This window comes from Pseudomonas turukhanskensis (genome assembly GCF_027922365.1).
In the GTDB taxonomy this organism is placed as follows: Bacteria; Pseudomonadota; Gammaproteobacteria; order Pseudomonadales; family Pseudomonadaceae; genus Aquipseudomonas; species Aquipseudomonas turukhanskensis.
Genome location: NZ_BSFN01000007.1, coordinates 1 through 22,872, shown reverse-complemented (window position 1 = coordinate 22,872; position 22,872 = coordinate 1). Strand labels below are relative to the sequence as shown.

The following is a 22,872-nucleotide window of genomic DNA, read 5'->3' as shown; positions in this document are numbered from 1 at the left end:
CTTACAGCGCATGGGCTTCGAGGGTTTGCGCCTGGTGCAGCAAGGTGTTCAGAAACGCTGGCGGCAGTTCACCCAGACGCTGTGGGGCAAACCCCTCGCCTTCACGGCGGTGTACCTGAATGTCTTGCAAACCGACCTTGGCCTCTGCGTCGAAGTACACGCCAATGGCGCCGTGGTTGAGGGTTACGCGCCAGCGGCCGCCGTCCAGTAGCCAGGTGTGCTCGTTGATGCGCCCGCCACTGCCGGCCTGCCCGCGGCTGTAGCCCCATTTTTCCAACAGGTTGCCGAGCTTGCCGCGGTTGAGCTTCTTGCGTGCCGGCAGGGCCAGGCGGTCGGCGGCCATAACGTCAGCGGGCGGCACCAGCACCGGGGTGGTCCACTGTTCGATCGGCGACTCCAACTGGTAGTCCTTGAAGTGCGCCACCCAGGCGGCGAGCTCGCTTTCTTCCAGCTCCAGCGGGTGGGTGGCATGCACGATGGCGTTGGCAGGCAGGCTGTAGGGGTCGTCGTTGAGGTCAATCAACTCTCCGCCGACCGGGCGGAAGCGCTGCAGCGGCTGGCCCTGGCCATCGTTGGCGGACCACACCACGGTCTGCGCGATTACCGCCATCAGCGGGTGCTGGATAAACAGTTTTTGCCAGGTGGCGGCCGGCCAAGCGCTACCCAACTGGAACAGGCGGGCAAGACGTCGGCTCTGCTGCTTGAACACCGGTTTGAGGTTTTTGCTCAGGGCCTTGAAGTGGTTTTCCGCCAGGCTGCGTTTGTCGGCATCCTCGCCGGCTTTGGCTTTGGGCAGGGTTTTGCTGGTTTTGCCGTTCTCGTCAATCACCACCAGGCTGAGGTCGGCGTGCATGCGCACCACGTACTGATACGGACCGACATCCAGCTGCAGGCCCTCGTGGGTCAAGCCGAAGTCGGGCACCAACTGTTCGAGCAACTCACTGAGGATCATGTCGCGCCGGGTGGCAGCCTCGGTGAGCGCCTGGCGGGCGGCGATCAGCACGGCATCGGAGAGCTTGCCGTTTTCCCACAGGTCGCGGGCCTGGAACACGCCGTAGTCGCCCGGCAGTTGGCAGAGCAAATGCAGGGCGGCGTTGGCTTTGACCTTGCGCAGTTTTTTCCAGTCGTTGACCGCTTTCACCAACGCGTTGGCGACCCGCTCATCACCAAACTCGGGCACGGTCAGCAGCATCCAGTCCAGTTCTGCGGCGCCATTGGCGGCAATCCATCGCTGCACGCTGAGAAAGGCCAGATCGCTGCGCCGGCCGGCGGGCAGAAAGTCCAGTATCTGCCGCACATGACGGGGAATCTGCTGGCCACCGTCATAGAGCAGAAACAGCAGGTGCCGGCCCAATGTTTCACCTAGCGGCGCCAGCACCGTGGCGAATTCTTCGCTCCAATGTTTACTTACAGCAGCGGGAATCTTCACCCCCGCCGCTTCTTTTTGCAGAGTCGCCAGGTCGGCGTCGGCCAGGGTGTCGAGGCTGCCCACAGCCAGACCGGCACGCTCTAGCACGTTGAGGCTCAGGCCTCGGCTGTAATCGTCATGGGCCTCGTCGTTGAAATGACGATTGATCAGCTCGACCATCGCCGGGTCCTCGGCCAGCGCCATACCGGTCAACACCCACCTGCGCGCCTTGGGCGAGGCCTCAAGCAGCCCGGAGGCTTGGATGGCAGCGGCGCTGCTGCGGGTCAGCAGGCTCAGTACCGGCTCACGCAGAGTTTTCGAACTGCTGTTGAACAACTTGGCCAACCCATCGCCACAGGCCACCAGGCTGCTATCGTCGAACAGTTGCAGCAGCTTGATCCGCGCCTTTTCATCCAGCGCGGCGAAGGCTTGCGGGTAATCCACCAGGGTTTGTGCAGCAATGGCACTGGCGCTTTTGGGGTCCAGCGCCCGATTTCGTGCCCAGTCTTTGTTGGCCACCAACGCGCGCGCGGCCATGCGCGGAGCCCATTGCAACAGCGGCGTTTTCTGCTTGGCCAAAGCGCCAATCTGCTCATCGGCCGACCAGCCACTATCGCCGTTGATATAGGCGTGAAATGGCGCGCAATCCTGCTCATTCAAACGCTCCATCAATGCGATCAACTGAGAGCGGATGTACTTCACGCCCAGGGTTTGCAGGCAGGTCCCGGCTATCTTGACCTTCTGTTCGGCGCTAGCCAGGTCCCATAACAGCTCCCAACGCTCCAGGTCGTCGCGCTGAATTTCTACATCAAGCAACTCGATAAACAGCGCAGGAAACGCCGCACTGGCGCGCATCAGCAACGGCCAGTTCTGCGGGTGTTTGGCGTAGGCATCGGCGCGTTCGTCATTTTGCTTTTCGCTTACCAGGCGAATGGTCGCCACCTTGAACAACTGCTCGGCCGCCCTGGCCTGTAGCGTCTGGTTACTGCTGGAAAGGTAGCTGTACAGGTACTCGGCATTTGCGAACTGCTCAAGCAACTGCCAGCTGAAATCCTGCTCCTCGTCACGCGGGCTCAGGTACCGGGTGATCACCTGGTGCAACTGTGCTTCGTCGCCACTGCGCTTGAACTGGTCGAGTACATCGCGGAACAGGCGCCCGGAGAGCGACTCCAGCAGGCTCTGATACCAAGTCAGGGCAGCCGGCGATGTGCTGCGCGGAGTAAATTCCCCGAGGCGCTGATGGTGCGTTTGCTCCAGTATCAGTGCCGCCTCGGGATAACGATCGGCAAACGACTCGGTTGCCTTCGTCCATCTCAATGCCGTTTCGGACAGGCCGGCCAGAAATGCGCGAAAACCGTCGGCACTGGCGGCAAACAGCGCGCCCAGGGCGTAGTCGCCGAGCAAGCGGCCGACGATGTCATAACCATAGGTGTTGGGCGCGGCGAGCATCTTTTCCCAGCGTGGGCTGCCGACCAGCTCTTTGAGCAGCGGCAAGCTGAACTGGTGCAGGCCGCCCAATGGCACATCCAGCTCTTTCGCCGCGTTGCTGCTGTCTACCAGCACCTTCATGCAGCAGAGCAATAGGTCGACGCTGAAGTCGTTGCTGAGCGTGCCTAGCAGCAATTGCTCACGAACCAGCAGAAGTTGCAGCCGCAGGGCGCGCAAGCCGTCAATCTGGTAAATCTCCAGAGCGCCTTTACCGGGCGCCAATGCAGCGGCAAGCGAGCCCGGCTCCGCCCCGGCACTGCGCAGCCAGGAGCTTGTTTCTCCCCATTCGCCGGTCCCCTTGCCCACCTGTGCGGCCCATTCCCGCAGCCCGGCGCCGAGGGTGGCGTTGGCTTTTTTGTAGCGCACGGGGTTGGCGCGGTGATCACGCGGTAAAAACACCGACGCCAGCGGGTAAAACTCCAACAGCGGCGCCAGCAGCACCACCAACCATTCCCCGCGTGCTATCCAGCTCGCATCCGGTGTGCCGACAAACAATTTCCTATGAACAGCGTCCATGGCTTCATACGTGCCATCACCACCGTAGCTGCGTTGGCTGAACGGTGTTTGCGTAGCCAGTTCCTTGCGCCACTCCAGCGGCAGGGCCACGCCTCGCGCCCAAGCTGCGGGTATGGCGGCAAAATCCAGTTCTCTACCGATGCCAACGTCGTCATACCCGGCCTTGAGGCGGGCAAAAAAATCGGCCTCATCGACGCTTTCGCCCAGATTGGCGAACACCTGAAAACGCTGTTGGTCGTGCTTGAGCATGGCAATCCCTGCAAACAATAAACGTTAAAAAATCGGTCTTTAACCGTTACAGCGCGCTGGCTTCCAGCGCCTGTGCCTGGCTCAGCAAGGTGTTTAGAAACGCCCGAGGCAAATCACCCAACCGTTGCCGCTCAAAGCCTTTGACGCCACGGCGGTGCACTTCGATGTTGTCCAGGCTGACCTTGGCTTCAGCATCGAAGTACGCGTCGATATCACCGTGATTGAGCGTTACCAGCCAGCGCCCGCCATCGGCGCGCCAGGTATGTTCGTTTACCCGCGCGCCGTCCCCGGCCTGGCCTTTGATATAGCCCCACTTCTCCACCAGGCTGGCGAATTTGCCGCGATTGAGTTGTTTGTTTGTCGGCAGCGGCAGACGCTCGGCGACCAGAATCTCGGCCTCTGGCACCAGCACCTGGGTGGTCCACTGCTCAATGGGTGATTCCAGTTGGTAGTCGGCAAAGTGCGCCACCCAGGCAGCGCGCTCGGCTTCGTCCAACTCCAGCGGGTGGGTAACGTGCACCACGGCATCGTCGGGCAGGCGCCAGGGCTCGTCGTCAAGGCCGATCAGCTCGCCGCCCTCGGCCGGGCGAAAACGTTTGAGCGGCTGACCCTGTGCATCCTCCGCCGACCACACCACCGCCTGCGCCAGCACCGCCATCACCGGGTGCTGAATAAACAGCTTGTGCCAGGTTTCGCTCGGCCAGGCGCTGCCCAACTGAAACAGGCGCGACAGGCGTTTGACCTGCTGCTTGAACACCGGCTTGAGGTTCTTGGCCAAGGCCTTGAACTGGTTCTCGGCGACGCTGCGTTTGTCGGCGTCTTCACCGGCCTTGGCCTTGGGCAGACTTTTACTGGTTTTGCCGTTTTCGTCCTGCACCAGCAGGCTCAGGTCCGGGCGCATGCGTACCACGTATTGATATGGCCCAACATCCAGAACCAGGCCCTCTTGGGTCATACCGAAGTCCGGAACCAGCTGTTCGAGGAACTCGGCCAGGGTCATGCCCTGACGCTGCCCGGCTTCGGTAAGCGCCAGCTCGGCAGCGCTTTCGATGGATTCGGAGAATTTGCCGCTCTCCCATAGATCGCGCACCTGAGCCACGCCGAAGTTGCCGGGCAACTGGCAGAGCAAGCGCATGGCGGCACTGGCTTTCTGTTTGCGGGCTTTTTTCCAGTCCTTGATCGCTTTTACCAAGTCGTTGGCGATGCGTTCATCGCCGTAAACCGGCAGCGCCAGCAGCAGCCAGTCCAGCTCGGTGGCGCCGTTGCTGGCGATCCATTGGCGCACGCCAAGCCAGGCGAAGTCACTGCGCTGGCCGGCCGGCAAAAAGCTCAGCAGTTGGCGGGCACGCCGCGGCAAACGTTCGCCGCCGCTGTAAAGCAAGTGCAGCAATTGCAGGCCCAACGCTTCGCCCAAGGGCGCCAACAGCGCGGCGAATTCTTCGTTCCAGTATTTGCTCACAGCGGCCGGAATTTTTACTCCCAGCGCCTGGGTTTGCAGGCTGGCCAGGTCGAGCCCGGCCCAGGGGTCAAGGCCCTTCAGCGACTGGCCGCCGCGCTCCAGGGCATCCAGGCTAAGGCCGCGACTGTAGTCGTCGTGGGCTTTGTCGCTGAAATGGCGGGTGATCAGTTCGAGCATGGCCACCTCGCTGGACAGTGCCATACCGATCAGCACCAGCTTGCGCGCCTTGGGAGCTGCTGCGAGCAGATTCGCGGCGTCGAGGGTGGCAGCACTGCTGCGTGTGATCAAATTGACGGCCGGTTCACGCAGCAGCTTCGAGCTGCTGGCGAACAGCGATGCCAGGATGGCGGCGCAGGCCAGCACAGCGGCATCGTTGAACAGCGGCAGCAGTTTGATCTGCGCCTTTTCTTCCAGCTCGGCAAAGGCCTGCGGGTGGGCAGCAAGGGCGCGCGTCACATAAGCGCTGGGCAATGGCTCTTCAACGCCGCCACTCATCCAGCCGCTGCTGTCCATCAGGTAACGGGCGGCCATTGCCGGCAACAGTTCCTGCAAGGGTGAATCCAGTGGCCCGATTACCGCGATTTCCCGGCACAGAATTCTGCCATCTTCACTGGCGACTGCCGCGTGCCAGGGCTCGCGCTGTTGTTGATAGAGGCGCGCGGCCATTTCCAGCACGGCTGGGCCGTAGTACTTGTGAAAGCCCACGCCCAGAACTCTCTGTGCCATCTCCACGCGGTCTTGCGAGTCAAGCCGGTTCCAGATCAATTCCCAGCGGCTCAGATCGTCGCGATCGAGACTATAGGAGCGCAGGGTATCGACAAACACTGCCGGGTAGTTGCTCGATGCGTTGAGCAGCAGCGGCCAGTTGTAAGGGTGACGGATGTAGCGGTAGGGGCGTTCGACGTCGTCATCGTCATCGTCAGCGCGTTCGTCCGTCTCATCGCGCGTCGTGGCCACACTGAACAGACGATCGGCAGCCTTGCGGTGTAGCCATGGGTTGTCGCCAGCCAGGTAGCTGTAGAGCCAGTCGGCATTGTCGATGAAGTCCAGCAGGCAATACGGGTAGTTCTGGTCCGCGCGCGACAGCAACACGTCAGTGATCAGCGGGTGCAAACGCTGCTCACCTATCTTGTCCATCAGCAGTTCCAGCACGGCATTGAACGTATTGCCGGACAGTTGCTCAAGCACCTGTTCATACCAGGCCAGACCTTCCTCGGTGGTCAGCCGCGGTTTGAGTTGCCCCAGACGCGCCAGTACCTGCTGCTCCCGAATCAGTTCGGCCTGCGGATAAAGGCGCACAAACTCGTCGCTCGGGGCGAGCCAGAGCAGGCATTCGTCGGACATGCCATCAAGCAGCGCACGAAAGCTTTCCGGGGTCTGGCAGAACAAGGACGCCAGGTCGAGCGTGTGGAACAGCCGGCAAATGGGGGAGTCGCTGGTGAGCCCGTCCTGACCGGCAAGCACCCGCAGCCGTGGGCTATCGGCAAGCACCTGAAGCAACGGCAGGCAGCAGTGGTGGTGCAGGTTCTCGGCCGCGGCTGGCTCACGGTGGTACCAACGCTCACCCACCCACGCGTTCACCAGCAGCAGGTCGATCCAGTGATCATCGCCAGGCGCACCCGCCAGCAGTTGTTCCCGGACCTTGATCAACAGCAGGCGCAGACCGGCAAGGTCGGTTGCCCACTCATAGGTCAGCGCCTGGTCGTCTTCGGGGATAGCGTTCAACAGCCGCGCGGGATCAGCACCGGCCTGGCGCATCCAGGCATGTACCGCCGCCCACTCGCCGCTGCCGTCAGCCAATTGCTGCGCCCAGTCGCGCAGGCGCGCGCCCACCGTGGCGGCAAAATCGTGAAAGCGCTCAGGCTGGGCAGGGTCGGTATGAAACCACAGGATGGACGCCAGATAACGGCCCTCCAACAGCGGTGCCAAGAGCATGACCAGGCGCTCGCCACGCTCCACCCAGGCAGCGCACGGTGCATCGGCAAACAGCCTGCGGTTAAGCCACTCCACCACGTTGAAGGTGAATGAGCGCTGGTAAGGGAAAAGGTCGACTGGCGTTTGTGCCAGCAACGCCAAACGCCACTCGTTGGGCGGCATTTCGCCCTGCTCGCAGGCTGTTTGCAATGCAGCGAAATCCAGACCAACGCCAATCCCGACAGCCTGATAGGCGCTGGCGAGCAGTGGAAAAAACTCGGTATCGTTTTGGCCCTCGACAAGTGTTGCAAACGCCTCGTAACGGGCTTCATCGTGCTTGATCATGGCGCAGCGCTTCCTTGCAAAATTGAGTATCGAGTTGGCCTGCTGGCGACAGTAACAAGGCCCTCGCACGTGCTTGAATCACCCGTTTGTCCAGTGCTGAGTTCAGCCTCTTGACCCTCCGTCCACCGCCCGGCTCGCCGGCATGCCGGCCTGCAGTTCCTGGCGCAGAAACAGTTGCAACTCCGCCGGTTCGAACTGCAACGCGAACAGGGGAATAGCAAAGCGGTAAAGGCTGTTCTCGCGGCGCAGGACAAAGGCCAGCACCAGGCGTGACAACGCTCGATTGAGGGCGTCCATGTCGACAGGCAGTTGCTGGGCCTCGAACAGCGCCACCAGCTCCAACAGGCTGGTCTGGCCGTGGCAGGCGGTGTGGTAGACGACGATGCGGTCCAGGCGACAGGCGTCCGGGTCATGGCTCAGGCGCCCCCAGCCGGCCAGGGCGTCTTGCACAGCGGCGGAAGCCAGCGCCATTTGCAGGTGGCGGCGTTCAATCGCGCGCTCCCCCGGCTGCAGGGCATCGAGGCATTCCTGGCAGATGATGGCCACCAGGTTGGCGCGCTGGCCGCTGGCTTGCACTACTTCGTCCACTAAAGCATTGCTGGCGAACCCCAGACGCAAGTGGTGGAGCGGCACCGTGGCCAGCTCACGACAGGCATCGGCTTCCAGGCCGCCGATGGTCAGCACCTCGCCGAAGTTGCGCAGGGGCGACTGGTAGTCCAGCACCGCCGTGGCGTACAGGTCCCAGAAGCCGGCGAGCATAAACCAGCAGCGGCCCTCTTCACTCAGCGCGCGCAGGGTGGAGAGCTGGCGGTAACCGTTTTGTGCCTCGTCGCGGAAAAACAGGTCAGCTTCGTCGATGAGCAAAAACAGGCGTTTACCCGCCTGGTGGGCGACGATGTGATCAATCACTTGCTCCAGCGAGGTTTCAGCCGGCAAGCCGAATTGCAACGCCAGGCGCGGCGCCAGGCGGTGGTCACGTAGGGAAATGTAATGGCAGGCAATATGCGGGTGCTCCAGCAAACGCCGCTGCACCGCCTTGAGCAGGCTGCTCTTGCCCAACTGCCGTCCACCTACCACCAGATAATTGGCCGGTTCGCGGTTGAGCACCCGCGCCAGCAATTGCGCGCGGCCGAAGAAAGAGCCACTGCGCACCACCCCGCCACGGGTCTGGTAGGGCGAAATGCGGGTGACTTTAAGCTGCGCAGCGAGCAGCCGCAGCAGCACTTCCACCGGTCGCTTGCCCAGCAGCCACTCGCTCTGCGAGGCCTCGTCCACCGCCACATAGAAATTGGCGGCGTCGGTGCAATAGTCAGCCAGGGCCAGCGAGTCCTCGGCGGCTAGCACCAGCATTACATCGAGGCCAGTCTGCACGCCCCGCAGGTGCTGCACAAGCAGGTCGTCACGCACGTCACGCGGCGGCAGATACACCAGGCAGCGGTCGAGGCTGACGGGCAGATCGGCTGTAAAACGCCATTCGTACACGTGCCCCGGCAAGGCCCAGCCGCTGCTGAGCTGACATTGGGCGCCCAGGCGCAGGGCCAGAGGGGCCACACGTTCTTCACGCTCGGCCTGGGCGTACGCCAGCGCACGCTGCCAATCTGCCTCGCTGACGCCCGCAGCCAGGAGGGTGCTTTTGCGCCGCCCCATCAGGCGCAGCAGGCGGTCGAGTTTGGGTAATTGCGCCACCGGCACTCGCAGGAGGTTGCCCGGCCGCGCCTGCACTGGGCTCAGCAAGGGGTGGCGCAACAGCAACAGCACCATGCAGATCAACACCACGACGGCACACAGAATCGATAGCCAGCGCAGATCCGCAATGATCTCCGGCTCGGCCCAGCCGCCGTCTTCAGTGACCTGGCAGCTGCTCGGCAGATAACGCGTGGGAATTGGCGGCTCGCCGGGCGAGCAGTCAAATTCGGTGGAGCCTGGCCGGTAATCGAGAATGATCTGGGTGCCAGCCAGATCGCCCATGTCATCGCTGTCCTGAATGTTGATCAGCAGGCGATTGGCCTGCGGCGACACCACGCTGATATGCCGGTCGCCCGGCGGTGGAGTGAACTCGGCCAGGTCCTGCGGCCAGCCATCGTTGGCGTAGGTGGCTTCCAGGTAGGCGCGTTTGAACTCAATCACCTCGTTCCAGACGATGGAACTGGCGACGATGCCCTGGCTGGCATAACGGGTGAACGGGTTGAATTGCGGCGTCAGGATGGCGCTGCCAAGCCCCAGGGTCAGGGCACCGATAAGCAGCCGGCGCGCCAGCGGGTGTTTGATGATGCCGGCCAGCAGATTCATGACTGCACCACTTGCAGGCCAGCCTCGCGCACTACCTCGCAGCGCCAGTACAGGCGGGCGCTGTCGCCCTGCCCGCGCACGGCGATCAGGTTGCTCCAAAACAGCCGCCGCAACTCGGCATCGGCCAGGTACGGACGGGCACGGCCGAGGTCGTCGGCCAACAGGCGTGCGTGCAAACGCTCGCGTGCGGCAGGGTCTTGCGTCAGGGGCTGAAAGGCCTGCCACAAGCGCGCACTGCTACGCAGGTGGGTATGCAGGGTCTGGCGTGCGGCAGCGTCGGCTTCCGGGTATTCAACCAGCCATTGCAACCCCTCCTCGGCCAACGCCGGGTGTCCGCCACAGCTCTCCAGCAGATGTTCGAGCATGGCCGCGGCAAAGCGCCGTTCGGGCCAGCGCCGGGCAGCCAGGCTGGCGAGGTCGGCCAGCGCCAGTTCCGGCCAGTGGCTGACGTGGGCGATGTTGAGCAACGACAGGTCGCCGCTGCGGTATTTCAGATCGGCCAAGCCTTCGCCGCCACACAGCAGCAAATGCAGGTTGCAGCTGTGCATTTCACTCAGGCTGCGCAGAATGCCGGCAAGGGTTTCGCGCAACTGCGCGGTGCCCTGCTCGAAGCGGCTGACCAGGCAGAACAGACGCTCACCCGACAGCAGCCGACGTTCCAGCGCCGCTTCGAATTCGTAGTCAGAGGTCACCCCGTCGAACCCGCACTGGCGGCCGATGGCGGCGAAGTAGTCGCTACTGGCGGTGCTTACGCTATAGGGCGGCTGGATATGCAACACCGCATCGGCGCCGTAGAGCGTCTTGGCGCGCGCCAGCAGTTCCAGGCGAAACGGCGGCTGGCCCCAGTGCGCCTGGGAGAGCAGCATGCAGATAGGAAATGGCGTGAGTCGCGCAAACTGCTCGAACACCTGCTCGATAAACGCAGCGAACGGGCTGCCTGCGGCTGGCTCACCTTGCAGGGGAAACTCGCGTTCAAAGCCGGCGGCACTGAATAACCGATTGGTTTCGGCTTCGGTCAGGCGCAGGTAGACCGCACAGGCCAGCAGGCGGTCGCGGGATTTTGGATTGGGCAAGGACAAGCCATTGCGCCAGTTGTTGACCGCTTCTCGGCTCAGGCCGATTTCACTGGCGACCCCCGCTGCACTGGCGCGGATGCGACGCATATAGAGCGTGAGCAAGGTAGAAAACGAGTCTGCATCCAGCGCGCAGTTCTGCGACATCACTCAATCCTTTGAAAAGAGGGTTTACTGCGTAGATCTGGCATCGGCAGCGCCGGCCCAGGCATCACTACTACCCTTCGCGGGGCTATTTAAACAGAAGCGTGTACCGAGCGTGATACGACTTTCTTACCGCCTGGCGGGCGCGCAGAGAAAGCGTGATGCAACTCACGTATCACTCAAGCCCAGGGCGGTTTCCAGCTGAATAAGCACGGCCTGCTCTGCGCCTTCAGCAAGGTCGCCAGCCAGCGCCAGCAGGGCCTGCGCGAACCCGCGGCTTTCTGCGGCAGGCAGGCTGGCTTCAGCCACCTGGCGGATGACCCGCAGCTCGCCCAAGGCATCCACCTGCCGGACGAACATGGCACGAGCCTGTGCGGCGCAATCTGCTGCCGGCTGATTAACCAGGCGCGTCAGCAGCGGGTTGAGGTAGCGGCCCACCGTGGCCAATAGCTCCGTCAGCCGGAACAGCGTCGGTATTTCACCGCCTTGAGCGCGCAGCAGCACATACAGCAACAACGGCGCACGGCGCAGCAGTTGTAGCTCTTCAAGGGTAAAGGGCCCTGCCGGATCGCCCTGCAGATCCACCTGTGGCTGGTAATGGCTGTGCCAGATCGCACTGCCCTGCGTATGGGCCGCCAGGCCTTTGAAAAAGAACTGGCCTAGAATTTCTACTTGTTCGGCATCAAACCCCTGACACTCGGCCAGCACCGGGTTATGCACGGCAAACCCCAGTTCATGGTGGCCACTGCGATAGGGCAATACGTACTGCAACTTGCAGTGCGGGGAGGCGGCGAAACGTACGTCGAGAACCAGGCAAGGGTTTTTCTCCCCGCCACCACCCGCGCCGATGCCCCCCTCCTTGATCAGCACGGCGCCTTGTTGGTTGGCCTCAAGGCTGCCGAGCTTGCGCTCACCCTGCACAAGGGCAGCCACCGGGCCCATGGCCAAGCGCTCCATGCAACAGTTGTCGTCGGCGTCCAGGTAGCCCACAAGCGGAATCAGCGTTTCGCCGTCGCACACACTCCAGATTGAGTGCGCGGCCCAGTAGCCGGCCATTTCCATAACTTTGGCAGTGTCTTGCATAGAGGCGGGTCCTTGCTCAGGGAGTTTTCGAGCCGGTGTGGGTAGCCGCGCCAGTCAGGCGGCGCGGCAGGTCTTTTTTACGTCGGCCTGCACCTGCCAGTGAGTGCCGGGCGGCAGCATGTCGACGGCAGCAGCCAGGTAGCCGGCGCTCGCGCCATGCAAGCGCACGCCACTGCCGTCCAGCTGCAGCACCACCGGCCGCGCGGTGAACAGCAACAGCAGGCTGTCGTGACCCTGGCTGCGTTGCGCTGCAAGCAAACGCTGGTAGTTGCTGCTCGCCGGGCCGGTGACTTGCTGCGGCGCCAGGCTGGCGGCGTACAGACGGTGCTGCCAGATCAACGCCCCCAAGGCCTGCTCATCCGCTACCTGGTAGAAGTCATTGTGCGATCCATTGGCCGCCACCACGATGACCTGGCCTGGCAGTGCCAGCGCGCGAATCAATGCCAGGTCTTGCTGATGGCGGGCGCGCAGCAACTGCACAATGCGCTGCTGATGACGCCGCGCCTGCTCGGCGCCCGTGCAGGCCAGGCGGCGGTAAAACGTGGCAAGGCGATCAATTTCCTCATCATCGATACGCGCCAGACGCCAGCTATGCAGCCCCTGGCACTGGCCAGTCCAGGCCAAGGCATTCCAATCGGTAGCGGCATGACCGCGCACGGCCATCGGCAACGCGGCATTTGCCAGCAACACCAGTTGGCCGTCACTCAAGGGGGCGGTCATTATTTCGCTGCGCATATCCATTGGTTTACTCCTTGGCCCGGCGGGCTGAACTGGGCGCCATTGTTGGCCAGAGGCTATAAATGCGCAGTTCCGGAGTTGTCAGGTGCGAGACGGGCAGCGGTGGACAAACTGTCAACTGATCGTAAGAGCCAGCTCGCTAGCGAAGCTGTTGAGGGCATTCGCCAGCCGGCTGGCTCCTACAAAAGGTGGAACATGAGCCAAATTCATGTGAACCACCGGTGCGCTCCAGGCGGTTGTGGCTTTGCTATTATCGCGGCCACTTTATTTCGCGCTTTTCAGGTAATGCCTCCATGTCCGATCGCCACGCTCGCCTCCAGTCTCTTCAGCAAGCCCTCAGAGAGCGCATTCTGATTCTCGACGGCGGCATGGGCACCATGATCCAGAGCTACCGCCTGGAGGAAGAGGATTACCGCGGCAAGCGCTTTGCCGATTGGCCCAGCGATGTCAAAGGTAACAACGACCTGCTGCTGCTCAGCCGCCCGGACGTGATTCAGGCCATCGAAAAAGCCTACCTGGATGCCGGCGCCGACATTCTGGAAACCAACACCTTCAACGCCACCCAGGTGTCCCAGGCCGACTACGGCATGGAGGCATTGGTGTATGAGCTGAACGTGGAAGGCGCGCGCCTGGCCCGTGAAGTGGCCGACGCTAAAACCCTGGAAACCCCGGACCGCCCACGCTTCGTGGCCGGCGTGCTCGGCCCTACCTCGCGCACCTGCTCGCTGTCGCCGGATGTAAACAACCCGGGTTTCCGTAACGTCACGTTCGACGAGCTGGTGGAGAACTACACCGAAGCCACCCGTGGCCTGATCGAGGGCGGCGCGGACCTGATTCTGATCGAAACCATCTTCGACACCCTGAACGCCAAGGCGGCTATTTTCGCCGTGCAGGGTGTGTACGAAGAGCTGGGTTTCGAGTTGCCGATCATGATTTCCGGCACCATTACCGACGCCTCGGGCCGCACGCTTTCCGGGCAAACCACTGAAGCGTTCTGGAACTCCATCAACCACGCCAAGCCGATATCGGTGGGCCTGAACTGCGCATTGGGCGCTAAAGAACTGCGCCCGTACCTGGAAGAGTTGGCGGGCAAGGCCGACACCCATGTGTCCGCCCACCCCAACGCCGGCCTGCCGAACGCGTTCGGCGAGTACGACGAAAGCCCGGCGGAAATGGCCGTGGTGGTGGAAGAGTTTGCCGCCTCGGGCTTCCTGAATATCGTCGGCGGCTGCTGCGGCACCACGCCTGCGCATATCAAGGCGATTGCCGAGGCAGTGGCCAAATACAAGCCGCGCGCCATTCCGGATATTCCCAAAGCCTGCCGCCTGTCCGGCCTTGAACCGTTCACCATCGACCGCCAGTCGCTGTTCGTGAACGTGGGCGAGCGCACCAACATCACCGGTAGCGCCAAGTTTGCGCGCCTGATCCGCGAGGACAATTACACCGAAGCCCTGGAAGTAGCCCTGCAGCAGGTGGAAGCCGGCGCCCAGGTGATCGATATCAACATGGACGAGGGCATGCTCGATTCGAAGAAGGCGATGGTCACCTTCCTCAATCTGATCGCCTCCGAGCCGGATATCTCGCGTGTGCCGATCATGATCGACTCCTCCAAATGGGAAGTGATCGAAGCCGGCCTCAAGTGCATTCAAGGCAAGGGCATCGTCAACTCGATTTCCATGAAAGAAGGCGTCGAGCAGTTCAAGCACCACGCCAAGCTGTGCAAACGCTATGGCGCCGCCGTGGTGGTGATGGCTTTCGACGAACTCGGCCAGGCCGACACCGAGCAGCGCAAGATCGAAATCTGCAAACGCTCCTACGACATTCTGGTGGACGAAGTCGGCTTCGCGCCGCAGGACATCATCTTCGACCCGAACATCTTCGCCGTGGCCACCGGCATCGAGGAACACAACAACTACGCGGTCGATTTCATCAACGCCTGCGCCTATATCCGCGACAACCTGCCCTACGCCTTGAGCTCGGGCGGCGTGTCCAACGTGTCGTTCTCCTTCCGTGGCAACAACCCGGTGCGCGAGGCGATTCACTCGGTGTTCTTGTACTACGCCATCAAGAACGGCCTGACCATGGGCATCGTCAACGCCGGCCAGTTGGAGATCTACGACCAGATTCCCACCGAGCTGCGTGACCGCGTGGAAGACGTGGTGCTCAACCGCACCCCGAACGGCACCGACGCCCTGCTGGCGATTGCCGATAACTACAAGGGCGATGGCAGCGTTAAAGAAGCCGAGACCGAAGAGTGGCGCTCGTGGAGCGTGAACAAGCGCCTGGAACACGCGCTGGTCAAAGGCATTACCACGCATATCGTCGAAGATACCGAGGAGTCGCGCCTCTCGTTCGCCCGCCCCATCGAGGTCATCGAAGGCCCATTGATGGCCGGCATGAATATCGTTGGCGACCTGTTTGGCGAGGGCAAGATGTTCTTGCCGCAGGTGGTGAAATCGGCCCGTGTGATGAAGCAGGCGGTGGCGCACCTGATCCCTTTTATCGAGCTGGAAAAAGGCGACAAGCCTGAAGCCAAAGGCAAGATCCTGATGGCCACGGTAAAAGGCGACGTGCATGACATCGGCAAGAACATTGTCGGCGTGGTGTTGGGTTGCAACGGCTACGACATCGTTGACCTGGGCGTGATGGTGCCGGCCGAGAAAATTCTGCAAACCGCGATCGCCGAGAAGTGCGACATCATCGGTTTGTCGGGCCTGATTACCCCGTCGCTGGATGAAATGGTGCACGTCGCGCGCGAAATGCAGCGCCAGGGCTTTACCCTGCCGCTGATGATCGGCGGTGCCACCACCTCCAAGGCGCACACGGCGGTGAAGATCGAGCCCAAGTACCAGAACGATGCCGTGGTGTACGTCACCGACGCCTCGCGCGCCGTAGGCGTGGCTACGCAGTTGCTGTCCAAGGAACTGAAAGCAGGCTTTGTCGAAAGCACCCGCAAAGACTACGTGGAAGTGCGCGAACGCACCGCCAACCGCAGCGCCCGCACCGAGCGCCTGAGCTACCCCGCCGCCGTGGCCAAGAAGCCGCAGTTTGACTGGGCCAGCTACCAACCCACCGTGCCGACCTTTACCGGCGTGAAGGTGCTGGAAGATATCGACCTGAACGTGCTGGCCGAGTACATCGACTGGACGCCGTTCTTTATCTCTTGGGACCTGGCCGGCAAATTCCCGCGCATTCTCACCGACGAAGTGGTGGGTGAAGCCGCAACCGCGCTGTACAAAGACGCGCGCGAAATGCTGACCAAGCTGATCGACGAAAAGCTGATTCGTGCCCGCGCCGTATTCGGTTTCTGGCCGGCCAACCAGGTGCAGGACGACGATATCGAACTGTACGGCGACGACGGCCAGCCACTGGCCAAGCTGCACCACCTGCGTCAGCAGATCATCAAGACCGACGGCAAACCAAACTTCTCGCTGGCCGACTTTGTGGCGCCCAAAAGCAGCGGCGTGACCGACTACGTGGGCGGGTTTATTACCACCGCCGGCATCGGTGCCGAGGAAGTGGCCAAGGCGTATCAGGACGCCGGCGACGACTACAACTCGATCATGGTCAAAGCCCTGGCCGACCGCCTGGCCGAAGCCTGCGCCGAGTGGCTGCACCAGCAAGTGCGTAAAGACTACTGGGGCTACGACCCGGAAGAAGCACTGAGCAACGACGAGCTGATCAAGGAAGCCTACAAAGGTATCCGCCCGGCGCCTGGCTACCCGGCCTGCCCGGACCACACCGAGAAAGGCACGCTGTTCGAACTGCTGGACCCGGCGGCGCAAGAGCACAAGGCCGGCATCAGCGGCGTGTTCCTCACCGAGCACTACGCCATGTTCCCGGCGGCAGCGGTCAGCGGCTGGTACTTCGCCCACCCGCAGGCGCAGTACTTTGCCGTCGGCAAGGTGGATAAGGACCAGATCGAAAGTTACACCGCGCGCAAAGCGCAGGATCTGGCGGTGACCGAGCGGTGGTTAGCGCCGAATCTGGGTTACGACAACTGAGACCGCATGGCTTTGCTGGCGGTGATTGCGGTTATTTGAACGGTCTAATCGAGGCTTCAGCCTCGATTCCTGCAAACCACGACCTCGCTGATCTCAACGCAGCTGCGACGGGGATTTGCGCACAATCTTGATCGAGTGGGTCAGCGTCGGCTTGCGGGTGACGCTGATGGCCTTGCGGCTCACGGTGTCGATGGTGATATTCCAGAAACCGCTGCTCGGCACCACGATCTTGGCGGGAAAATCTACAAAGGCACCACCGTGATAGGTGTGGCGACCCCCATTTTTGAAACTGCGAAAATTCGCGTCGTTCATCAAGCGGATATTGCAGGGTTGCGAGCACTGAATAACGACGATGTCGTCCTCGTTGAGGTGTTCGCGCTGGTGTATGAATTTCATGAAAAGCTCCGCACGGCGTTGCAAGAACGAGCGTAAATGGCAAAAAAGGGGGGTGATTCAGGGCGCTAGTATGGCTGAGGCCGGGCCTGCTGGCGATCTTCGGCTATGGTTGCTGCAAGGGATGCAACCGATGGAGCCTGCAATGGACGACCCCGACCACCTCAATAACCCCAACGATCAGCCCCCCACCCTCTGGCAAGTGCTGCACAGCGTGGTGGCCGCCGCCTTCGGGGTGCAAAGCGGAAAAAACCGCGCCCGCGACTTCCGCCATGGCAAACCCAGCCACTTCATCTTTATCGGCGTGCTGTTTACCGGGCTGTTTGTACTGGTGTTGTTTGCGCTGGTGAAACTGGTGCTGCACCTGGCCGGGCTGTAAGCGCCCGGCTCAGTCAATCAGCGGCCGCAGGGAAAAGTTGTAATCGCGCAGCTTGGACTGTTTCTGTAGCAGGTACCGGCGAAAATCCAGGCCGTAGTTATCTTTGCCCACCACGTGCTTGGCCAGCCGCGCCGCCTGGGTTTCATCCAGCTCCACATAAATGGGCAAGGTGCGATCTTTGCCGCCGCGCTTGGCAAAATCCACGCCATTGTCGTAGTCGTGCAGCATCACCAGTGCCCAGCCGCCAATGGTGAACTGCCCACTTACTAGCACTTCGATACGGCCGTCAATCTTGGCCTGCAACGCCTCGGCGCTGGAGTTGATAGTGGCGAAATGAATGTCCTGGCCAGGCGTATGCCCCAGCTCCTGCGCGGCCTGCATAACACCAAAGGCCATCTCGTCGCTTGCAGTCCAGACCATATTTACGTTGGGGTAACGCGGTAACAGCGTGCGCGCCTGGTCGTAGGAGCGCTGCCACTGCCAGCCGCCGTAAGCGATCACGCGCAGGCGAACGTCGGGGTTTTCTGCCAGGGCTTTTTTCAGCCCCTGCTCGCGCTGCTGACTGGAAGGTGTTTGCTTTACACCGCTGAAGGCCAGCATTTCCAGGGGCTGGCCCGAATGCGACTCACGGGCGTGCTGGATCAGGCCAGTAGCCATCATGTAGCCAGCGTCGACGTCGTTGGGTACCAGACTCCCAATCCAGTTGGGGTAGATTTCGCGGCTGCTGCCCAGGACGTGCTGCTGGTCGGGCGTGAGGGTATTGCTGACAGCGAACAGCTTGACGCCGGAGTCCTTGGCCAACCGGAGAATCTCCGGGGCGGCGTACTGCTCGTTGATAAAGAGGAGGTAGTCGGGCTTGCTGTCGCCCTGCAACACAGTGCGCGCCTGGGCGAGCATCAGGTCGCGGTCGCGCTGGGAGTCGAGCACGCGCAGCTGCATGCCCAGATCGCTCGCGGCGGCCTGCATGAACTTGACATAGCCATCCCAGAACTCCTCACCGGTCTTGCCCGGGTTGAGGAACACCACGCTAGCTGCATTGACGCAATTCCATGCGAGTAAACCCACTACCGCGACTACGGTGCGCAATGACCGCTTCAACTTCATACACTCACACTCAAACCAGCTGCGGAGTATACGCGGATGCGTGATGGCTATCTGTCACCATCTGTCAGCGAATGCTTACAAAAACGCCACTTTCTATCAAAAAGCGGCGTGTAACGCGTTACTGGTGGCTTACCCAGAAAACAGCGGTCGAAACAGCCAGAGCGATAAGAATAAGGATGGCCCAAGCATCAACGATGCTGTCGCGGTTGGTTTCTTCCGGAGTGTCGCTGGAGGTATGGGTATGGTCGGTCATGGCTGCCCCTTGTTGTTGTGCTTATGGGATGGTCCGTTCTGCAGTTAAGACCACAGCGGGCGCTCCGACAAATGACGGCTGGTTTACATCTGGTAGGAGCGAGCTTGCTCGCGAACCCTGCAATCGGCATTTGCAACGTGTTTGCCCGGATTCGCGAGCAAGCTCGCGCCTGCCAAGCAGGCTTGGCCAAACAGGAATGACTTATAGCCAGCGGTTCTTATCACCATAAGTTTCGTTCTTATACTAAAACATCACTTTTGCGCATAAACCTGAACTGGTATCTTCCCCCGGCTCCGGGAGGAGTGCGCGGCCGTGCGCGCTGATTTGGCAGTAAGCAGCCTGAAAACAGGACCCGTATGTACGTCTACGACAGTTACGATCAAGACATCATCGAGAGCCGCGTCAAGCAGTTCCGTGATCAGACCCGCCGTTATCTGGCTGGCGAACTTTCTGGCGAAGAATTTCGCCCGTTGCGCCTGCAGAATGGTCTCTATATCCAGCGTTTCGCGCCGATGCTGCGCGTGGCCGTGCCGTATGGCCTGATGTCCTCGGCGCAAGTGCGCATGATGGCCAAGATCGCCCGCGACTACGACAAAGGCTACGCCCACATCAGCACCCGCCAGAACGTGCAGTTCAACTGGCCGGAACTGGAAGACGTACCGGAAATTCTTGCCGAACTGGCTACCGTGCAGATGCACGCCATCCAGACCAGCGGCAACTGCATCCGCAACACCACCACCGACCAGTTCGCTGGCGTGGCCAAAGACGAACTGGTCGACCCACGTCCGTGGTGCGAAATCATTCGTCAATGGTCCACCTTCCACCCCGAGTTCTCGCACCTGCCGCGCAAGTTCAAGATCGCCGTCAACGGCGCCGTGAGCGACCGCGCCGCTATTGAAGTGCACGACATCGGCCTGGAAGCGGTGAAAAACGAAGCCGGCGAGCTGGGTTTCCGCGTTTCCGTCGGCGGCGGCTTGGGTCGCACGCCGATTGTCGGCAGCTTTATCAATGAGTTTCTGCCGTGGCAGCACCTGATCACTTACCTCGACGCCATTTTGCGTGTGTACAACCGCTATGGCCGCCGCGATAACAAGTACAAGGCGCGCATCAAGATCTTGGTGAAAGCGCTGACCCCCGAAGTGTTCGCCGAGCGCGTAAACGCTGAATGGGCGCACCTCAAAGACGGCCCGAGCACCCTCACCGAAGCCGAAGTGGCTCGCGTGGCTGCGCACTTTATCGACCCGGCCTACAAGGCGCTGGAAGACCAGGCTGATGCCCTGGCCGCCCTGCGCGCCGAGCACCCGGGTTTTGATCGCTGGGCAAGCCGCAACGTATTCGCCCACAAGAAGCCTGGTTATGCCGCCGTTACCCTGTCGCTGAAACCGACGGGCGTTGCCCCTGGCGACGTCACCGACAAGCAACTGGACGCCATCGCCGACCTGGCCGATCGCTACAGCTTCAGCGAAGTGCGCAACAGCCATAACCAGAACATCATTCTGGCCGACGTCGAGCAAAGCCAGCTGTTCACCCTGTGGGGCGAACTGCGCGAACTGGGTTTTGCCACCCCGAACGTTGGCTTGTTGACCGATATCATCTGCTGCCCGGGCGGCGACTTCTGCTCGCTGGCCAACGCTAAATCGATTCCGATTGCCGAGGCCATCCAGCGTCGTTTCGATGACCTCGACTACCTGTTCGACATCGGCAATATCGACCTGAACATTTCCGGTTGCATGAACGCCTGCGGCCACCACCACGTCGGCCATATCGGCATTCTGGGCGTGGACAAGAAAGGTCAGGAGTTCTACCAGGTCTCGCTCGGCGGCAGCTCTGGCCGTGATGCCAGCCTGGCGCAGATTCTCGGCCCGTCCTTCGCTGAGAAAGACATGGCGGATGTGGTCAGCAAAATCATCAACGTGTACGTGGAAACCCGTACCGACGAAGAAAGCTTCCTCGATACCTTCCGCCGTGTCGGCATCGACCCGTTCAAGGAGCGCGTATATGCAGCGAATCATTAAGAACGGTCAACTGGTCGACGAAACCTGGCACCTGCTGCCCAAGGACGCGACCCTGGAAGGCGTTTCCAACTGCGACGACCTGATAGTGCCGCTGGGCCTGTACGTGGAGCACTCAAGCGCCTTGAAAGCCCGTGATGGCGGCCTGGGCGTATGGCTGGAAGCTGGTGAAGAAATCGAAGAAATCGCCGATCAGCTGGACAACTTCCAAGTCATCGCCCTGAACTTCCCCGCCTTCACCGACGGTCGCCACTCCTCCACCGCCTACATGCTGCGCACCCGCTACGGCTACAAAGGCGAAGTGCGCGCCATTGGCGACGTGCTGCGCGACCAGCTGTGGGCGCTGCACCGTGTAGGCTTCGATGCCTTTGCCTTGCGTGAAGACAAAGACCCGGACGATGCGCTGAAAGCCTTTAGCGAGTTCAACGAGGTGTATCAGGCCTCTGCGGATCAACCGCAGCCGTTGTTCCGCCGCCGGGCTTAATTGGCCGGTGATTAAAAAGCCCCGCCCATGCGGGGCTTTTTTGTGGAGTTGCGGTTGCAAGAATCGAGGCGCCAGCCTCGAGTTTCGAACTTCAAGCCCGCACGCTTTCCCAGGCTATTTGGGCCAATAGCTCTCGGCAGCCGGCGAACTCGGTTAGCGCCCGCCCGGCCAGCCAATTACGAGCAAAGTCGTGGGTCGGCCCAATGACCACCGACGCAAAACAATCGGCCGGCATCTCGCGGAACAGGCCCTGCTCACGATAACCGGCCAACGCCTCGAGAATGCGCGCGAAATGCTCGCGATTGGCCTCGCGTAGCTGATCACCCATTTCCCCCGCTTCTACCCGCCCACGGCTGTGCAACACAAAACGCGCCCAATCAGGGTTGGCGATCACCCAGTCGATATAACTGGTCACCAGCAATTTCACGCAATCCTTGGCACTTTTAGCCTCTTTGAAGCCCAACTCCAGCATCGCCGCGTACTCACCTGTGCCAGCCAGGTACAGCGCACCAATGATGCGTTCCTTGTTGCCAAAGTGGTGGTACAGGCTGCCGATGCTGGCGCCGGAACGGTCGCGGATCATTTCGATGGTGGTGGCATCCACCCCTATCTCGGTGAATAGCGCGAGGGCGGCTTGCAGGATGTCGTCTTTGCGGGAAGGTCGGGCCATGGGCTCTCTGCCAAACTAGAATATTTTTCTAGAATTAATTTCTAATGCTGGTAATACTGACTCGGCGCGCACTGCTATTCAACCGAAAATTACCTTCAGGAGTTGTTATGAGCCAGATGATGCAGATGTACCAACAAGCCGGCGCCGCCCAATTCAGCGGCATGATTGGCCAGGTTGCGCCCTACTTCGCCAGCATTGCCCCGCAGTTTGTCGAGCTACGCCCAGGCTATGCGGAAGTCACCTTCGCGAAACGCCGCGAGGTGCTGAACCATATCGGCACCGTGCATGCGATTGCCCTGTGCAACTCGGCCGAGCTGGCGGCGGGCACCATGACAGATGTATCGATTCCGGCGGGCTGCCGCTGGATTCCAAAAGGCATGACCGTGGAATACCTGGCCAAGGCCGACGGAGACGTCCGCACCGTGGCCGATGGTAGCGCGGTGGATTGGGAGACGTTGGGGGATGTGAAGGTGCCGGTGATGGCGTATGTGGGGGATAAGGCCGTGTTTCGGGCCGAGATCACCATGTATGTGAGTAAGGCGTAAACCACGCGAAGCCCCTGTAATTCCCGCTCGCCTGGACACTCTGGATTCCCGCCTGCGCGGGAATGACGGTGGAAGCAGCAAAAACTTCCGTCGTCCCCGCGCAGGCGAGGACCCAGAATCTGCAGGTAAATGTAGATTGGTAAGCGAGGCTTAAAGCTTTAAACGCATCGAGGCTGAAGCCTCTCCTACAAGGGACTGTGTGCTCCTGTAGGAAAGGCTTCAGCCGGGACTGTCAGATTTTTTGTGTGCGGGCCGGTAACGGCCTGCCGTTAGGCAGGCCATGCTTTTACCAGGTTGGCCTGATAAATCGATCTCCGTACAG

At 61.3% G+C, this 22,872-nt stretch carries 15 protein-coding genes; 5 read left to right on the top strand and 10 right to left on the bottom strand.

Going from position 1 to position 22,872, the window contains the following annotated elements; translation table 11 throughout:
- Position 1 precedes the first annotated feature (1 nt).
- The 6 genes from PKE98_RS13500 to PKE98_RS13475 form a co-directional block, all read right to left on the bottom strand.
- Positions 2 to 3,661 (bottom strand): DUF4132 domain-containing protein, encoded by a 3,660-nt coding sequence (locus tag PKE98_RS13500; RefSeq protein WP_271195822.1) that lies wholly within the window; start codon positions 3,659 to 3,661, stop codon positions 2 to 4.
- Positions 3,662 to 3,707: 46 nt separating this feature from the next.
- The gene (locus PKE98_RS13495) at positions 3,708 to 7,379 is read right to left on the bottom strand and encodes a DUF4132 domain-containing protein (protein WP_271195821.1); all 3,672 of its coding nucleotides are present in this window, start codon (positions 7,377 to 7,379) and stop codon (positions 3,708 to 3,710) included.
- A gap of 102 nt (positions 7,380 to 7,481) precedes the next feature.
- Complete coding sequence (locus PKE98_RS13490) at positions 7,482 to 9,668, bottom strand: ATP-binding protein (RefSeq protein ID WP_271195820.1); 2,187 nt, start codon at positions 9,666 to 9,668, stop codon at positions 7,482 to 7,484.
- Positions 9,665 to 10,888 (bottom strand): hypothetical protein, encoded by a 1,224-nt coding sequence (locus PKE98_RS13485; protein WP_271195819.1) that lies wholly within the window; start codon positions 10,886 to 10,888, stop codon positions 9,665 to 9,667. Before PKE98_RS13485 ends, PKE98_RS13490 begins: the two co-directional genes overlap by 4 nt.
- 165 nt (positions 10,889 to 11,053) lie before the next feature.
- Entirely contained in the window at positions 11,054 to 11,968 is a 915-nt protein-coding gene (locus PKE98_RS13480) for a hypothetical protein (RefSeq protein WP_271195818.1), read from the bottom strand.
- A 54-nt stretch (positions 11,969 to 12,022) separates the two neighbouring features.
- Positions 12,023 to 12,709 carry a hypothetical protein gene (locus PKE98_RS13475; RefSeq protein WP_271195817.1) on the bottom strand — a complete coding sequence of 229 codons (687 nt, stop codon included), beginning with the start codon at positions 12,707 to 12,709 and terminating at the stop codon, positions 12,023 to 12,025.
- 290 nt (positions 12,710 to 12,999) lie between these two features.
- Between PKE98_RS13475 and metH the strand changes: the two genes are divergently transcribed.
- Positions 13,000 to 16,710, top strand: coding sequence for a methionine synthase (gene metH / locus PKE98_RS13470; protein WP_271195816.1), 3,711 nt, complete (start codon positions 13,000 to 13,002; stop codon positions 16,708 to 16,710).
- A 93-nt stretch (positions 16,711 to 16,803) separates the two neighbouring features.
- Here the strand turns inward: metH and PKE98_RS13465 are convergent, their stop codons facing one another.
- Entirely contained in the window at positions 16,804 to 17,106 is a 303-nt protein-coding gene (locus PKE98_RS13465) for a DUF1883 domain-containing protein (protein WP_271195815.1), read from the bottom strand.
- A gap of 142 nt (positions 17,107 to 17,248) precedes the next feature.
- Here PKE98_RS13465 and PKE98_RS13460 point away from each other — a divergent pair, with 142 nt between their 5' ends.
- A complete protein-coding gene (locus PKE98_RS13460) occupies positions 17,249 to 17,482 on the top strand; it encodes a DUF2970 domain-containing protein (RefSeq protein WP_271195814.1) in 234 nt (77 codons plus the stop codon).
- A 9-nt stretch (positions 17,483 to 17,491) separates the two neighbouring features.
- Here PKE98_RS13460 and PKE98_RS13455 read toward each other — a convergent pair whose 3' ends face one another.
- Both PKE98_RS13455 and PKE98_RS13450 read right to left on the bottom strand, forming a co-directional pair.
- Complete coding sequence (locus PKE98_RS13455; RefSeq protein WP_271195813.1) at positions 17,492 to 18,586, bottom strand: ABC transporter substrate-binding protein; 1,095 nt, start codon at positions 18,584 to 18,586, stop codon at positions 17,492 to 17,494.
- A gap of 118 nt (positions 18,587 to 18,704) precedes the next feature.
- Positions 18,705 to 18,839 carry a hypothetical protein gene (locus PKE98_RS13450; RefSeq protein ID WP_271195812.1) on the bottom strand — a complete coding sequence of 45 codons (135 nt, stop codon included), beginning with the start codon at positions 18,837 to 18,839 and terminating at the stop codon, positions 18,705 to 18,707.
- Positions 18,840 to 19,195: 356 nt separating this feature from the next.
- Between PKE98_RS13450 and PKE98_RS13445 the strand changes: the two genes are divergently transcribed.
- Positions 19,196 to 20,854: a nitrite/sulfite reductase gene (locus PKE98_RS13445; protein WP_271195811.1), complete on the top strand. Its 1,659-nt coding sequence runs from the start codon at positions 19,196 to 19,198 to the stop codon at positions 20,852 to 20,854.
- Complete coding sequence (locus PKE98_RS13440; RefSeq protein WP_271195810.1) at positions 20,838 to 21,335, top strand: DUF934 domain-containing protein; 498 nt, start codon at positions 20,838 to 20,840, stop codon at positions 21,333 to 21,335. The genes PKE98_RS13445 and PKE98_RS13440 overlap by 17 nt, the downstream gene beginning before the upstream one ends.
- Before the next feature lie 91 nt (positions 21,336 to 21,426).
- Here the strand turns inward: PKE98_RS13440 and PKE98_RS13435 are convergent, their stop codons facing one another.
- On the bottom strand, positions 21,427 to 22,005 hold the full coding sequence (locus PKE98_RS13435; protein ID WP_271195809.1) for a TetR/AcrR family transcriptional regulator: 579 nt from the start codon (positions 22,003 to 22,005) through the stop codon (positions 21,427 to 21,429).
- 107 nt (positions 22,006 to 22,112) lie between these two features.
- Here PKE98_RS13435 and PKE98_RS13430 point away from each other — a divergent pair, with 107 nt between their 5' ends.
- The gene (locus PKE98_RS13430) at positions 22,113 to 22,550 is read left to right on the top strand and encodes a hotdog fold domain-containing protein (protein ID WP_271195808.1); all 438 of its coding nucleotides are present in this window, start codon (positions 22,113 to 22,115) and stop codon (positions 22,548 to 22,550) included.
- The last annotated feature ends 322 nt before the right edge of the window (positions 22,551 to 22,872 follow it).